The organism is Candidatus Nitrotoga sp. AM1P, from assembly GCF_013168275.1.
Taxonomy (GTDB): Bacteria; Pseudomonadota; Gammaproteobacteria; order Burkholderiales; family Gallionellaceae; genus Nitrotoga.
On the sequence record NZ_AP019547.1, the window covers coordinates 375237 to 389049 of the forward strand.

Sequence of the window (13813 nt, forward strand, 5' to 3'; positions counted from 1 at the left end):
TTGGTGAAATTTCTGAGATGTGTCTCGGGAAAATGCTAGATGAAAAAAAGAACAAAGGCGAATTTGAATCCTACCTCGCGAACATCAATGTTCGGTGGGGGGCTTCGACTTCTCCAGCTTAAACAAAATGCGCTTTGAGGATAGTGAGCAAGATCGATACGGTTTGCAATATGGAGATCTTGTTATTTGTGAAGGTGGCGAGCCTGGACGTTGCGCGATCTGGAAAGACCAAGTTTCGGGCATGAAGATTCAGAAGGCTCTCCATCGGGCGCGTGTTCGCGGCAGTTATAGCAATGAATTTGTCTATTACCGATTACTACTTGCTGGAAGAAATGGCGAGCTGAGCAAGCATTTCATCGGCTCAACCATCAAACATCTGACGGGTATTGGACTGAAGCAGGTAGAGCTTTCGTATCCTTCATATGAAGCGCAGAAAAAAATCGCAGCCGTTCTCTCCGCCCTCGACTCAAAAATCGATTGCAACAACCGCATCAATGTCGAGTTGGAAGCGATGGCGAAAACCCTGTACGACTACTGGTTCGTGCAGTTCGATTTCCCCTTCGACTTCGCTCAGGGCAGGCCCGACGTCAACGGCAAACCCTACAAATCATCCGGCGGCAAGATGGTCTACAACCCCACTCTGAAACGGGAAATTCCGCCGGGGTGGATAGACCGGCAGTTAAGCCAGATTGCCAATATCACGATGGGGCAGTCACCGACCGGCGAATCTTTGAACGACGCAGAAGACGGGATCGAGTTTTTTCAAGGCTCCACTGATTTCGGCTGGCAGTTTCCGACTGTACGCCAATACACAACCCAGCCGGCCCGCATGGCGAAACGTGGAGACATCCTGCTGAGTGTCCGGGCGCCGGTCGGAGACCTGAATATTGCACACCTTGACTGTTGCATTGGGCGGGGTGTGGCTGCATTGAATAGCAAGGATGGCTTCGACGGTTTTCTGTTTTACGTCATGCAATATTTCAAGAAGATCTTCGACAGACGCAACAGCGAGGGAACAACATTCGGTTCCATTACCAAGGATGATCTGCATTCACTGCCGCTGGCCTATCCACCGACTGAACTTCTCAAGGAATACGACACGGTGGTGTCGAGATATAACCAGATGGTCTTTGCGCGAAGCATGGAAAACCAGCACCTCACCCAACTCCGCGACTGGCTCCTGCCCATGCTGATGAACGGCCAGGTCACGGTGGCGTGAAGGAAGATGTCATGACCGAGCGCGACAAGATGCCGACCCGCAACCGCAATGCCAAATTCCTGGCCTTCACTGGAGAGGCTGACGAGTCGCGCTCTGCGAATGATGAAACGCCCACTTCGGAGCGCCAAGCATGAACACCCCTGCTCAATCCCTCATTCCGCAACCCGTGCTGATGGCTCGGCGTGAATTAATCCTGTTGGGCCGACAGCGGGTGTTGCGCGCCGAGGACATGGAACAGGTACAAATTTCGAGTTGGCCGATCAACTTATTGAAGTGTTGATGTTCTTGAGTTCAGTAGAGGACGTGTTATTTGCGAGCAGTCGTTCTTCAACTCGAAGAGGCTTACTCAACACACTTGACCCGCAGGTCATGGCGTAAAGAGTTCATGCAGCTGGCAAGACAACAAGCAAAGACCGGACACCATGACAAAAACAACGACAGCGCTCAGTAAAATTCCCTCCGGGGTATGGGCACTTGGATTCGTCAGTATGCTGATGGACATTTCTTCGGAGATGATCCATAGCTTGCTACCGCTTTTTATGGTGGGTGTATTGGGTGCCAGCGCCTTCACGGTCGGCCTGATTGAGGGCACAGCTGAGGCGACCGCGCTCATCCTCAAGGTATTTTCGGGCGCCCTGAGTGATTATCTTGGCAAGCGCAAGGGACTGGCCTTGTTCGGTTACGCTCTGGGTGCACTGACCAAACCGCTGTTTGCCATTGCACCAACCATGGGCATTGTGCTGACAGCCCGTTTGTTGGATCGAGTGGGCAAAGGTATCCGTGGCGCGCCCCGCGATGCGCTGGTCGCTGATATTTCTCCAGCCGAAATTCGTGGAGCGGCATTCGGCCTGCGACAATCGCTGGATACGGTAGGTGCATTTCTCGGGCCTTTGTTGGCAGTCGGTCTGATGCTGCTTTGGTCCAATGATTTCAGAGCAGTGTTCTGGGTCGCTGTTATTCCTGGTTTGCTGGCTGTGGCGGTACTCCTGTTTGGCGTGCGCGAACCTGAGCGGCATCATGGCGAGAAGAAGGTCAATCCCATACGCCGTGAAAACATCAAGCGGCTTAATGCGTCGTATTGGTGGGTGGTCGGCGTGGGGGCTGTGTTTACACTGGCTCGATTCAGTGAGGCATTTCTAGTCTTGCGCGCACAGCAAAGTGGCATCCCCCTCGCTTTGGTGCCGCTGGTGATGGTGGCAATGAACCTCGTTTATGCCGGAGCGGCTTACCCTTTTGGCCAGCTGTCAGACCGCATGAACCATAAGACACTTTTGACTTGGGGCCTCGTTGTATTGATTGCCGCCGACCTGGTATTGGCCACCAACGATCACTGGACGACGGTACTTGCGGGCGTGGCGCTGTGGGGACTGCACATGGGGATCACGCAAGGATTGTTGGCGACGATGGTCGCCGACACCGCCCCAGCTAATTTACGTGGTACTGCGTTCGGCGTTTTCAATCTGGTCAGCGGTGTCGCAATGCTGATCGCCAGCACGGTGGCCGGCTTGCTGTGGGATCAGCTCGGGGCATCATTTACGTTCTATGCCGGTGCCGCGTTCTGTGTCATTGCCCTGCTTGCATTGATTAAAAAAACATAGTCGGACGACCCACGGAAACCCTCACGATTCTGCAGTAACCAGCATCTATCCGCCCGATTCCGAACGCGACTTCAAACTCCCATATTGGCCACCAATACTTAAACCCCAACCGTTCCTCACGATTGCATGAGGGAGGTTGTAAAGAAGTGAGACATGAGGCATGTGAAAGACAACATCACGAATGATGGATGGTGTTTAGCCAATGATTTTCTTCAGGCGCGGGTCTCTAATTATTCTGGAACCGCATCGAGCTCATAATTTATTCAATCGCATCCTATGAACTTTTTCTGCTGACAATCGCTGGTCATTTTCTGTGCTTTTGAAATTTGCTGAGGTGACATTTTTTTTGCTACGAGATCGCGATTCTCTATCGCATTTGTATCGCCTAATGCACCGCCAAGATTGAACCACATGTATGCCAGAATATAGTCCTGCGTAACGCCATGCCCATTGTCATACATGGCGCCGAGGTTGTTTTGCGCAGTTACATCCCCCTGTGTAGCTGCCAGTCGATACCACTTGACTGCTTCTGCGTACTCCTGCGCAACACCTTTTCCTTCGAAATACAGGTCGCCAAGATTTAATTGTGCATCTGCATCACCTTGCGTTGCTGCCAGGCGATACCATTTTGCCGCTTCTGAGTGATCCTGCGTAATACCGTGCCCATATTCATACATAAAGCCAAGGCTGTACTGCGCACTTCTATCACCCTGCGCTGCAGCTAGTCGATACCAACGAAGTGCTTCACCATAATTCTGGGATACGCCTTTCCCCTCGTAATGCAGGTCTCCCAGGTTCAATTGTGCATCTGCATAGTTTTGCGCCGCTGCCAGACGATACCACTTCACTGCTTCTGTGTAGTCCTGTGTGACACCGTGACCCTTGTCATACATCACACCAAGATTGTATTGTGCAATTGCAACTCTTTGCACTGCTGCTGATTGATACAATTTGACTGCTTCTGCGTAATCCTGTGCAACGCCCTTACCTTCGTTGTACATCACACCAAGATTCAATTGTGCATCCGCATAGCCTTGCACTGCTGCCAGACGATACCACTTCACTGCTTCTATGTAGTCCTGCTTAACACCCTGTCCGTTGTCATGCATCAAGGCAAGATTGTATTGCGCTTTTGCGTACCCTTGGGTTGCTGCTTGGCGATACCAACTGAGTGCGGCGGAGTAGTCCTGCGCAACGCCTTCACCTTTGTAATATATCAAGCCAAGATTATATTGGGCTTTTGCATACCCTTGCGTTGCTGCCAGACGATACCACTTTACTGCTTCTATGTAGTCCTGCTTAACACCATGCCCATTGGCATACATTACACCTAGATTGAATTGTGCGATTGCAACCCTTTGTACCGCTGCCAGCCGCCACCACTTAAGTGCTTCTGTGTCGTTTTGCGCAACACCTTTTCCCTTGTTATACAAGTCGCCGAGATTCAATTGGGCATCTGGATCCCCCTGCGCTGCCGCTTTTTTGAACCAGACCAAAGCTTGGCCATAGTCCTGTTTAACGCCCTTTCCCATTTGATACATCAAGCCTATAGCGTTACGATAATCTGTATTTCCCTGCGATTCATACAAACGATACAACTTGAGAGCTTTTGTGTAATCACCCCTCTTATATGCTGCATGAGCGGCATTGTAATCTTCGTGTTGCTCAGCCCACGCAGTACTAAGACTGAGTAATACGGCAATAAATATAGCAAGCAGAAGTGGTTTCATCAGTCGTTTTGTCGTTTAGCATCTGGTGGTCGCTATAGTGTAGCCTATCAAGAACTTATAAACTTTGAGAGAAATTGCAATGCATAGCCGTAGAACTATATTCTGCGGATTTGATTTGAAGTGAAACAGCTAATGTTGCCATGATGCAGCGTACCTACACTCCAAGTAGTATTGCATATGGTGAGCTATCCCAGTACCGGGGTGGCCGGTGGATTCATTCTGCCGCCCGCTGCACTTGTGTTCAGCGGGCCTTTAAAACTTCTTGGGCGTCCGTAACGATGCTTAAGATGAACTCAGGGTCGTCATTATCCGAGAGAATTTCATCAATAAATAATTGAACGCGTTGCTTCGATTCAGGATCAAGACGATAAATTTCTCTAAAAGCTGCAGTAAACAAAAGCGTATTTCTTTCGTGATTTCGAATAGATTGTTTTTTATATTCATTTACAAGATCGCTGGTTTCTTTGGTGAAGGATAATAATTCTTTGAGGGCGTCTTTAACTTCGTTATTCAATTCATTCTGAACGTCCATGTAGGTTCCTTTCCGTTGTTGAGGTCACTTCCCTGTGAGGGGTAAGAATAGATAGAGGTGGGCTTTATTTTACGATAAGGCGGATTCAACACTGAAGTGCAACTTCTGTAAGTGAATTTAAGTGGCGAGCTGCGTTAATATCGGAGCCACTTAAACGACCAAGTAAAAGGAGCACAGATGAAGAAATATAAGCAGCTCACCAGCGGACAACGATATCAGATTTACGGATTGAAACAAGCGGGTTTGAATCAAACTCGGATTGCCGAAAAGATGGGCGTGGACAAGTCGACGATTTCACGAGAGTTCAGGCGAAACAAAGGTCAACGCGGTTGGCGGCCAAAGCAGGCGCAATCATTACGTGATGAACGCCGGCAAACCTATATCAATGGCAAGCAATTCTCATCGGAGAGCTGGGCGGAAGTCGAGAACGGTAAAGAGTTTGCGGGACATGCATGCATCGCAGCAGAACTACAGACTGCGATCTACTTCGCGCACCCCTACCGTTCCTGGGAGCGAGGTCTGAACGAGAACAGTAATGGGTTATTGCGGCAGTACTTCCCCAAGGGCATGGCGTTGACTGACGTTACCGAGGAGCAAGTGCAGCGAGCGGTAGAACGACTCAACCACCGGCCACGCAAAGTGCTGGGTTTCAGATCACTGCATGAAGTACTATTTGGGGTAGAGGTGCGCTACACCAAGCCAACATGAGCTGTTGCACTTCGAACTTGAATCCGCCAATCGTTATTGTCAAAATTATCTAGGAATGAAGGGATGAACGTAAAACTTAAGGGCACCTCTATAAATAGTGGCGAATCCCGCCAGATTTAGGTATTTCCTGGTTTTTTCAGGAGGCCACCTGATTTCCGAGCTGATTAAACGCCAGGACAGACCTTTTTCGTTGGGCTTCCCCTGTTTTATGCCATAGCAGGCGCACCTATCCCGTTGGCGACACAAGCCGCCCGGATGGACGCCTTCGTATCGCGCACGATCAGTTGCACCAAACGCTTCATGTTGTAGACCAGGTTCATCATCCCGATCTTCACCTGCGCCCGCCTCAGGCCGATGGTGCGCACGATATGCCCGCCCATTTGCGTCTGAGCGCCGAAGACGTGCTCAACCCGTGCCCGCACTTTGGATTTGACCCGGTTGGTTTCCTTCTGCGCATCCGTCAGCGGATGACCCCGCGTACCCTTCTCGCAAATCTGGCTGGGCATGTTGTCGGCAGCCAGTTTTTCTTCGTGTCCCCTGGAACGGTAGGCGCTATCGGCATAAACCGCACGTTTTTTGCCATCCTTATCTATCGTCTGATCTAGAAGTACTTCGAATACTTGGCTGTCATGCACGGCGGCGTCCGTTACCGTGTAGTCCTGCACCAATTTGTTGGTTTCGTCCGCGTTGATGTGGTTCTTGTAGCCGTAGTGGGTATCGTTGTTCTTTTTGGTCCAGCGGGCATCCACATCCTTTTGCCGCTTCTTGTTCTCGGAGCAGTCCTCAGGAGATTTGTCTGCCTTGATCTGGACGTCTTCTTCCCGGTTGTTGCGCTGCCGGGGGGCTTCGACAAACGTAGCGTCGATCATCTGGCCAGTGCAGGTCACATAGCCATGTGTTGCCAGTTGCTCGTGAAACCGGTTAAACAGGTCTTCGGCCAACTTCAGGTCTTTGAGTCGTTCCCGGAATAGCCAGACCGTCTTGGCGTCGGGCACCCGGTCTTCAAGTTGCAGACCCAGGAAACGCATGAAGGAGAGCCGGTCGCGGACTGGGTATTCAATCCCTTCGTCGGCCAGGTTGTACAGGTGCTGGAGAGCCAGCATCTTGAACATGAGCACCACATTGATGGGCTTGGCCCCGGCGTTGCTCTTCCTTTCCTTGGCATGCGCCCGTGCCAAATCAGGTCGAAAGGCTTCCCGGTTGATTTGGGCATTGAGTTTCACCAGCGAGTCACCCATCGCCGTCAACTTGGCGGTGCGTGTCTCAACATCAAAAAAACCGGGGTATGTGGGTGTGAGCATGGAAGGATTGGGTAGCGGGGTGATGGACGTATTATCTCAAAGTTCTGGCCGTAACTGATGCCTCAGGGGGTGATTGGTGATGAATTTTTAGAGGTGCCCTTAAGTTCAATTTGAGCTACCCGTTACAAAATTAATTGCATGCGAATTCAGATGAAGATTCAGAATGTTTATCGTCAGTTGTACTAGGAAAGCGTTGATTAACTCGCATTTCAGAATTTCACACATTTAAAATCAATTTGTTACGTGCGAAATTCCGCGAAATTTTGAATTAATCAGCATCTCCCTAGCTAAACCTGATCTGCCGGACACCTAAAAAATTAGGTAGCTAATAGCTCAGGTTTTGAGCTAGCAGAGTTGAATGTCACTTTATATATTCGCCGGATCTTTCTGGTTGGTAACTGACATCGAGCACCCGTACTTTTATGGTATTGCCTCCGGGTATCGGCCACTCCATCTGCTGCCCGACCGCCAGTCCCAGCAGAGCGCTACCGACCGGCGCTAATACGGAAATCCGACCGGGCTTCTCCAACGCGTCCTCGGGATATGACAATGTCAGCTCGAACGTCTTTCCCGTCGGTTCAATAATAAAGCGAATGGTTGAGTTCATGGTTACAACGGTCGCCGGGATATTCTCCGGCGCAATTACTACCGCACGATCCAACTCATACCGTAGATTGTCCAATTCGGGCTGCGAATCTTTCGGCAGCGCATCTATTAAGTGGTTGAGCCGCGCTAGATCCAGGCTCGAAACGGTGATATTGGGAAGATCCATCACTATATATTTTCCTTATTTACTTATTCTCGATTGATTTAATTGTTTATGAAAATGGTAATTCTCTCTGATAGGTAAACTACATCTTTATTAAAAAAAGACGTAAAAATTACAGTCAAGGTAATCGTTGATGCGCCATTCAACACATCATCAAAGAGAGATCGTATAGAAGAACACCCTCGATTTCAATTGAATTGAACTGAAGCGTGGTTTGCGCTACCAATAATCCCTATTTTTACTATTGCTATTGGCTATTGCTATGGTTCAACCAGTAGCCTGAACCGATTACTTTCACGCAGACCAAGAAATCAAATAATGCCCCTGAACCTAATGGGAGCAGGGGCAATATCTTAACTAATAATGCGATAAGTTAAGATTCCACGTCCAAGGAGAAAAAACGTGGGAATAGCTTACGCTATACGAAGAGTATAGATAAGAAAATGCTTAAATAGTTCCATAGGATTGAACAGAGACAAACCTACTGTAGTGGTCAAGTAATTTCAGACACCGCAATCGGTTGTTTTGCTGCAAACTGTTTTTCAAAAGCCAATGGTGCGATATTACCTAAGAACGTGTTTACGATCTTCTGAGCAGCAGCCTCAGAAATGCAAGGTGGATGAACTGCAGGCTGGTGTTGAGCTTTCGCTCGCAGTTCTTCCACAGCCTCCTATTCTTCTCCAGCCAGGCAAAGCTGCGCTCCACCACTCAGCGCCTGGGGATCACCGCGAACTTGTGCAGTTCACTGCGCCTGGCAATCTGCACCGTGACAGCCTGGCCCAGTATCTCCTGTACGCCTTGCGCGAAGGGCTGACCCATATAACCGCTGTCGGCCAACACGCTTTGAATTTTGCTCAGATTCGCCTTGCAATGGCGCATCGCCTGTAGTGCACCTTTGCGATCCGTTACTTCGGCAGTGGTGACGGCAACGGCATGGGGCAACCCCTGTGTGTCCACTGCAATGTGACGCTGCTTGATGCCTGAGACTTTTTTGCCCGCGTCATAGCCCTTGCTCCCGGCTGTGTCCGTGTTCTTCACGCTCTGCGCGTCCACAATCAATAGTGTGGGCATGGCGCTGCGCACCTGTTTCTTGCGGGCCGCGCCAACCTGATTTTTTTAAAGCCCGCTCCAGCACACTGATATCGTGCTCGTCGGGCTTGCTCCACTTGGCAAAGTAGGCGTACACCGTCTGCCATTTCGGAAACTCACTGGGCGGAAATCTCCACTGGCAGCCCGTGCGCAGTACATACAACACCGCACAAAACACTTCGTACAAATCCACCGTCGTGGGCTTGGTACGTCGACGCACGCTAGCCAGCAGTGGCTCTATCTCCGCAAATTTTTCCCGACTGATGTCGCTGGCGTATTTCTTCTCTCTCATACCTATAGTTTAAGGGAGGTTCCTTAGATCGTAAACACGTTCTAAGGCAGTATTATTCAACCGAAAGCGATCGTCTGTGCTCCATTGCACACAGAACACGATTTCTACTCGTCGTAGACAAAGGCTTTATCCTGGTAGGATCTCGTTATCTATTGTGTTACTGGTACTTGCGTTATTTTTCTCATGCTAAGATCAGAGGTATATCAACGACCCAAGCTCATGCAATTGTTCCAAACAGTGCGCCAATACCGGCGGTCAATCCCATGGCTAAAGCGCCCCAAAATGTGACGCGTATTGCCCCTATAGCCACTCGCGCTCCTCCGGCCCACGCAGCTACACCACCCAAAAGTGCCAGGAACACAAGTGAAGTAACTGAGATAAATGGAATCAGGCTTGCATTTGGAGTCAATGCTGTGACTAGGAGAGGCATCGCTGCTCCAACAGCGAAGCTGACTGCTGAAGCAAAGGTAGCCTGAAGAGGACGTGCGTTAAGAGCTTCAGATATCCCAAGCTCGTCGCGAGTGTGCGCACCAAGCGCATCATGCGCCATGAGTTGATCGGCTACCTGTTTCGCAAGCGCAGGATCAAGGCCGCGGCTAACATAGATCGCTACCAGTTCTTTGCGCTCGCCAATATCATCTGTCTCAAGTTCTTGTCGCTCACGTTCAATGTCAGCCTGTTCGGAATCTGCCTGTGATTGAACGGACACGTACTCCCCCGCAGCCATCGACATGGCTCCTGCAACAAGACCAGCAACCCCCGCGAGCAATATACTATCGTGGGTTGCATGGGCAGCTGCAACGCCTAGTATCAAGCTGGCCGTGGAAACGATACCGTCGTTCGCTCCCAACACTGCGGGACGAAGCCAACCGATTTGTCCAGTGATGTGTCGTTCCAGGTGGCGTGAGCGCATTTTTTTAATGTTTCCGTGATTAATGATGCGTACTATTAATAAATTTGTGAGAGGTGGCAACTTCGCTCAGGTAAAGACTGATCATTTCGGCTTTGGTGGGTTGACGGTGAAACATTCTTCAGTTGTTGCTCTTCCTTATGTTCTGAAGGGAAATAAAATTAAAGGTAAAAAGCAGTTGCCTCTAAATGAAACGGTGACCACGAGTACTGCATGGTCCTGATGGGTGCCCACATACGTAGCGGCCGTAGTATCGAGAATAACGATGCGATGCAAGAAGTGAGGATTTATACCTGAGTCAATTCAGGCGATAATAACAACTATACTGTTTTTGGTTCTAAATCCTTTAGTGTGCTGTTTACTCAAAAAACGTTTATTAAAGCGCATCCACGAGCACTAAACCAATACAGAACAAAAGGATAGTAGCAATATGATGCTTATGCTTAGCAATGATGATGGATATTTTTCACCTGGCCTGGCTTGCCTTGCGGAAACGTTGTCTACTATTGCCGAAATAATAGTGGTGGCGCCAGAGCGCGACCGTAGTGGTGCAAGCAACTCTCTGACGCTGGATCGCCCGCTTAATTTACGTCGTGCAGCCAACGGTTTTTATTATGTAAATGGGACGCCGACCGATTGTGTGCATTTGGCAGTTACCGGCATGCTGGATACTCAACCGGATATGGTTATCTCCGGTATTAATGCGGGCGCCAACATGGGTGACGATACAATTTATTCAGGCACGGTGGCAGCTGCTACAGAAGGTTTTTTGCTGGGCATCCCGGCCATTGCTGTATCGCTCGCGAGCAGGACGTTGGCGCATTACGATACTGCGGCACGTGTAGTGGCTGACCTGGTGCAGCAATTTGAAAAACGCACTCATTCTCTCCCATGGTTACTTAACGTGAATGTGCCAGACATTCCCTATGAACAATTGCAAGGCCGCGAAGTGACCCGCTTAGGCAAGCGTCATAAGGCCGAGCCAGTGATAAAGAGTACCAATCCGCACGGAGAGACTGTGTACTGGATTGGTGCGGCTGGCAAGGCACAGGATGCGGGTGCGGGTACGGATTTTTATGCCATTGCTCAGGGCCGTGTATCAATTACCCCATTACAAATGGATCTGACGCAATATAGCCAGCTCGATGCGGTGGGAACATGGCTGGCAGGTAACGTTGCATGAGTGGACACCATAGTGGCATTGGCATGACCTCGCAGCGCACACGCGGACGGTTGATAGAGCGGTTGCGTGCACAGGGGATTGAGGATGAGGTTGTACTGGCTGCAATGAATGCGGTGCCGCGCCATATTTTTATCGACGAAGCGCTGGCCAGCCGTGCCTATGACGATGTGTCGTTGCCGTTGGGTTTTGGTCAGACCATTTCGCAACCTTACGTTGTGGCGCGCATGATCGAAATCCTACGCAATGGCATGGCACTAAACCGCGTACTGGAAGTAGGTACCGGTTGCGGTTACCAGGCAGCGGTGCTGGCTCAAGTGGCACATGAGGTATATTCAGTGGAACGCGTGCAGCCTTTGTATGAACGCGCGGCAGGTTACATGAAGGAATTGAAGGTAAAAAATGTTACCTTGCGTTATGCAGACGGCAACATTGGTTTGTCGGCAGTCGCACCGTTTGATGGCATCATCATGGCGGCAGCCGCTACGCACGTACCACAGGCATTGCTGGAGCAGTTGGCCGTGGGTGGTAGAATGGTACTGCCATTGGGCGCACAGGAACAGTTTTTATGCTTGATTGAGCGTAGGACGCAAGGCTACCGTGAAACTCGTTTGGAGGCGGTAAAATTTGTGCCTCTATTGATGGGGAAAGTATGATACTGAAAAAATTCACTTTTCGATTACAGTCCATCGTTATTGCCGCAGCGCTAGTGGCAGGTTGTTCTTCCAGCGGGTCTCACGCGCCTATAGTGGAATATGGCGCAGAACGCGAAATAATACGCGGAGCCAAGTTGAAAAAACCGGCTGTATCGGTAGCTGCACCAGTCATGAAAGCTGTGCCACGCGATAAAGACGGGCGTCCGCAGGTTTACGTGGTACAAAAAGGCGATACTTTGTACAGCATAGCCTTCAATTATGGTCTCGATTATCGCGAAATTGCCGAATTAAATAACATTCAGAATCATGGCATTATTCACGTGGGTAAGGAGTTACGTTTGCCCTCTGCCAGTACTTCGACCGTGGTTAAAACCATGGTTGAAAATAAGCCTTTGGACGTTCCTGTCAAAAGCCAACCTAAGGTAGCCAAGCTGCCGTATACCGAACAGGCTGTGGCACAAATTGAAAAAATGCAGGAAGATCCGCAAAAATCCGAACCTGTGATGGTGACCAAAATTCAGCCTAAACCTGAAATCAAACCGGAGGCCAAGATTGATGGGATTACGGATGACGATGGCAGTACGTTGGAATGGAGTATGCCAACGTCTGGAACATTAATAAGCGAATTTTCTGAAACCGCCAGCCGCAAGGGAATCGATATTGCAGGTAAATTGGGCCAGGCGATAGTTGCCAGTTCGGCGGGCAAGGTCGTCTATAGCGGCAGTGGACTACGTGGATATGGCAAATTGGTCATCATCAAACATAACAAGGCTTATCTCAGCGCTTACGCCCACAATGACCAACTACTGGTAAAAGAAGGGCAGAACGTAAGCAAAGGGCAGAAGATTGCAGAGATGGGCAACACTGACACGGATCAGGTCAGCCTGCACTTTGAGATACGCCGCTTTGGCAAGCCAGTTGATCCTGCCAAATATCTACCACTCGTAAAATCTTGAGCAATACTGGTCTTGATGTAACCGACCACAGTCGCGACAGCGCGGGTTTGCGCTATGTCTATCCCGTAGTGTCGCGGCGGGCGGGTGGAGTGTCGGTCGGTATCAATCTCAATACTAATAATGCCTGCAATTGGCGCTGCATATATTGTCAGGTGCCGGAACTTAAGCGCGGCACAGCTCCGCCGGTTGATCTGGCTTTACTGGAGCAGGAGTTGCGTGGTTTTCTTCATGAGTTATTGCACGGTGATTTCATGCTGCGCCGCGTGCCGGAAGGGGCGCGCCGCATTAATGATATTGCCTTATCCGGCAATGGTGAACCGACCAGCGCCAAAGAATTTGAGCAAGTTATAATACTCATCGCCAAACTGCGCCAAGAACTGGCGCTGCCCTCCCATATCAAACTGGTTCTCATCACTAATGGCAGCCTTATGCACCGCAAAAATGTGCAGCAAGGCCTACGTAAGATGGCGCAACTTAATGGTGAAGTGTGGTTCAAGGTTGACCGTGCCAGCAAGGCGGGTATGCAACGAATCAACAACACCCGCACAAGTCTGGTTAAGGTGCGCGAGAACCTCGCCACCGCCATCGCGCTGTGCCCGACTTGGCTGCAAACCTGTTGGTTCATGCTGGATGACAAGCCGCCGGGCAAGCAGGACGAGGATGATTATCTAAATTTTTTAGCCACATTGCTGCATGACAATATCAAACCTGAAGGTGTGTTACTTTACAGCCTGGCACGCCCCACATTACAACCGGAAGCTCCAAAACTGGCCACGCTGTCAGAGCCACAATTGGAAGCGTTCGCTGCGCGCATTCGAGTGTTAGGAGTAGAAACGAAGGTGGCAACATGAGTAGGGAAAAAATAGTTTCCGA

14 protein-coding genes and 4 pseudogenes are annotated in these 13813 nt (G+C 50.0%); 11 read left to right on the forward strand and 7 right to left on the reverse strand.

The annotated features are described in order from the left end of the window. The first annotated feature begins 127 nt into the window (after positions 1 to 127). From W01_RS01715 to W01_RS14525, 5 genes and pseudogenes are all read left to right on the forward strand, one after another. Positions 128 to 1219, forward strand: a complete 1092-nt coding sequence (locus W01_RS01715; RefSeq protein ID WP_173051917.1) for a restriction endonuclease subunit S — start codon at positions 128 to 130, stop codon at positions 1217 to 1219. Between the two features lie 11 nt (positions 1220 to 1230). After that, on the forward strand, positions 1231 to 1353 hold the full coding sequence (locus W01_RS14335) for a hypothetical protein (protein ID WP_256380117.1): 123 nt from the start codon (positions 1231 to 1233) through the stop codon (positions 1351 to 1353). After that, complete coding sequence (locus tag W01_RS01720) at positions 1350 to 1499, forward strand: hypothetical protein (RefSeq protein ID WP_173051918.1); 150 nt, start codon at positions 1350 to 1352, stop codon at positions 1497 to 1499. The genes W01_RS14335 and W01_RS01720 overlap by 4 nt, the downstream gene beginning before the upstream one ends. Before the next feature lie 121 nt (positions 1500 to 1620). Next, positions 1621 to 2298, forward strand: a pseudogene (locus W01_RS14520) (MFS transporter); the annotation flags it as partial. Between the two features lie 6 nt (positions 2299 to 2304). Beyond that, positions 2305 to 2817 carry an MFS transporter gene (locus W01_RS14525; RefSeq protein WP_338140710.1) on the forward strand — a complete coding sequence of 171 codons (513 nt, stop codon included), beginning with the start codon at positions 2305 to 2307 and terminating at the stop codon, positions 2815 to 2817. Between the two features lie 263 nt (positions 2818 to 3080). Here W01_RS14525 and W01_RS01730 read toward each other — a convergent pair whose 3' ends face one another. Together W01_RS01730 and W01_RS01735 are read right to left on the reverse strand one after the other, a co-directional pair. Beyond that, positions 3081 to 4547: a tetratricopeptide repeat protein gene (locus W01_RS01730; RefSeq protein WP_173051920.1), complete on the reverse strand. Its 1467-nt coding sequence runs from the start codon at positions 4545 to 4547 to the stop codon at positions 3081 to 3083. 241 nt (positions 4548 to 4788) lie between these two features. Next, positions 4789 to 5079, reverse strand: a complete 291-nt coding sequence (locus W01_RS01735) for a hypothetical protein (protein ID WP_173051921.1) — start codon at positions 5077 to 5079, stop codon at positions 4789 to 4791. A 177-nt stretch (positions 5080 to 5256) separates the two neighbouring features. Between W01_RS01735 and W01_RS14340 the strand changes: the two are divergent. Further along, positions 5257 to 5382 (forward strand): annotated as a pseudogene (locus tag W01_RS14340) (helix-turn-helix domain-containing protein); the annotation flags it as partial. Positions 5383 to 5502: 120 nt separating this feature from the next. Continuing rightward, positions 5503 to 5787, forward strand: a pseudogene (locus tag W01_RS01740) (IS30 family transposase); the annotation flags it as partial. Between the two features lie 206 nt (positions 5788 to 5993). Here W01_RS01740 and W01_RS01745 read toward each other — a convergent pair. The 5 genes and pseudogenes from W01_RS01745 to W01_RS01765 form a co-directional block, all read right to left on the reverse strand. After that, a complete protein-coding gene (locus W01_RS01745; protein ID WP_242007010.1) occupies positions 5994 to 7088 on the reverse strand; it encodes an IS5 family transposase in 1095 nt (364 codons plus the stop codon). Between the two features lie 361 nt (positions 7089 to 7449). Continuing rightward, the gene (gene rnk, locus W01_RS01750) at positions 7450 to 7860 is read right to left on the reverse strand and encodes a nucleoside diphosphate kinase regulator (protein WP_198421317.1); all 411 of its coding nucleotides are present in this window, start codon (positions 7858 to 7860) and stop codon (positions 7450 to 7452) included. Between the two features lie 490 nt (positions 7861 to 8350). Then, the gene (locus tag W01_RS01755) at positions 8351 to 8521 is read right to left on the reverse strand and encodes a hypothetical protein (RefSeq protein WP_173051638.1); all 171 of its coding nucleotides are present in this window, start codon (positions 8519 to 8521) and stop codon (positions 8351 to 8353) included. Next, positions 8437 to 9238 (reverse strand): annotated as a pseudogene (locus W01_RS01760) (IS5 family transposase). The gene W01_RS01755 and the pseudogene W01_RS01760 overlap by 85 nt, the downstream one beginning before the upstream one ends. A 217-nt stretch (positions 9239 to 9455) precedes the next feature. Further along, positions 9456 to 10151, reverse strand: coding sequence for a VIT1/CCC1 transporter family protein (locus W01_RS01765; RefSeq protein ID WP_173051924.1), 696 nt, complete (start codon positions 10149 to 10151; stop codon positions 9456 to 9458). Positions 10152 to 10578: 427 nt separating this feature from the next. Between W01_RS01765 and surE the strand changes: the two genes are divergently transcribed. Genes surE through W01_RS01785 form a run of 4 tightly spaced genes read left to right on the forward strand, consistent with a single transcriptional unit; the run spans position 10579 to position 13791 of the window. After that, positions 10579 to 11331, forward strand: a complete 753-nt coding sequence (gene surE, locus W01_RS01770; RefSeq protein ID WP_173051925.1) for a 5'/3'-nucleotidase SurE — start codon at positions 10579 to 10581, stop codon at positions 11329 to 11331. Then, positions 11328 to 11984 carry a protein-L-isoaspartate(D-aspartate) O-methyltransferase gene (locus W01_RS01775; RefSeq protein WP_173051926.1) on the forward strand — a complete coding sequence of 219 codons (657 nt, stop codon included), beginning with the start codon at positions 11328 to 11330 and terminating at the stop codon, positions 11982 to 11984. The genes surE and W01_RS01775 overlap by 4 nt, the downstream gene beginning before the upstream one ends. Then, positions 11981 to 12940, forward strand: coding sequence for a peptidoglycan DD-metalloendopeptidase family protein (locus W01_RS01780; RefSeq protein ID WP_173051927.1), 960 nt, complete (start codon positions 11981 to 11983; stop codon positions 12938 to 12940). Before W01_RS01775 ends, W01_RS01780 begins: the two co-directional genes overlap by 4 nt. Beyond that, positions 12937 to 13791, forward strand: a complete 855-nt coding sequence (locus tag W01_RS01785) for a radical SAM protein (RefSeq protein ID WP_242007011.1) — start codon at positions 12937 to 12939, stop codon at positions 13789 to 13791. Before W01_RS01780 ends, W01_RS01785 begins: the two co-directional genes overlap by 4 nt. The last annotated feature ends 22 nt before the right edge of the window (positions 13792 to 13813 follow it).

Bases quoted from the DNA above. Each gene is read 5' to 3' on its own strand.
- W01_RS01715 (WP_173051917.1), top strand. From the start codon at position 128: ATGCGCTTTGAGGATAGTGAGCAAGATCGATACGGTTTGCAATATGGA.
- W01_RS14335 (WP_256380117.1), top strand. From the start codon at position 1,231: ATGACCGAGCGCGACAAGATGCCGACCCGCAACCGCAATGCCAAATTC.
- W01_RS01720 (WP_173051918.1), top strand. From the start codon at position 1,350: ATGAACACCCCTGCTCAATCCCTCATTCCGCAACCCGTGCTGATGGCT.
- W01_RS01730 (WP_173051920.1), bottom strand. From the start codon at position 4,547: ATGAAACCACTTCTGCTTGCTATATTTATTGCCGTATTACTCAGTCTT.
- W01_RS01735 (WP_173051921.1), bottom strand. From the start codon at position 5,079: ATGGACGTTCAGAATGAATTGAATAACGAAGTTAAAGACGCCCTCAAA.
- W01_RS01745 (WP_242007010.1), bottom strand. From the start codon at position 7,088: ATGCTCACACCCACATACCCCGGTTTTTTTGATGTTGAGACACGCACC.
- rnk (WP_198421317.1), bottom strand. From the start codon at position 7,860: ATGGATCTTCCCAATATCACCGTTTCGAGCCTGGATCTAGCGCGGCTC.
- W01_RS01765 (WP_173051924.1), bottom strand. From the start codon at position 10,151: ATGCGCTCACGCCACCTGGAACGACACATCACTGGACAAATCGGTTGG.
- surE (WP_173051925.1), top strand. From the start codon at position 10,579: ATGATGCTTATGCTTAGCAATGATGATGGATATTTTTCACCTGGCCTG.
- W01_RS01775 (WP_173051926.1), top strand. From the start codon at position 11,328: ATGAGTGGACACCATAGTGGCATTGGCATGACCTCGCAGCGCACACGC.
- W01_RS01780 (WP_173051927.1), top strand. From the start codon at position 11,981: ATGATACTGAAAAAATTCACTTTTCGATTACAGTCCATCGTTATTGCC.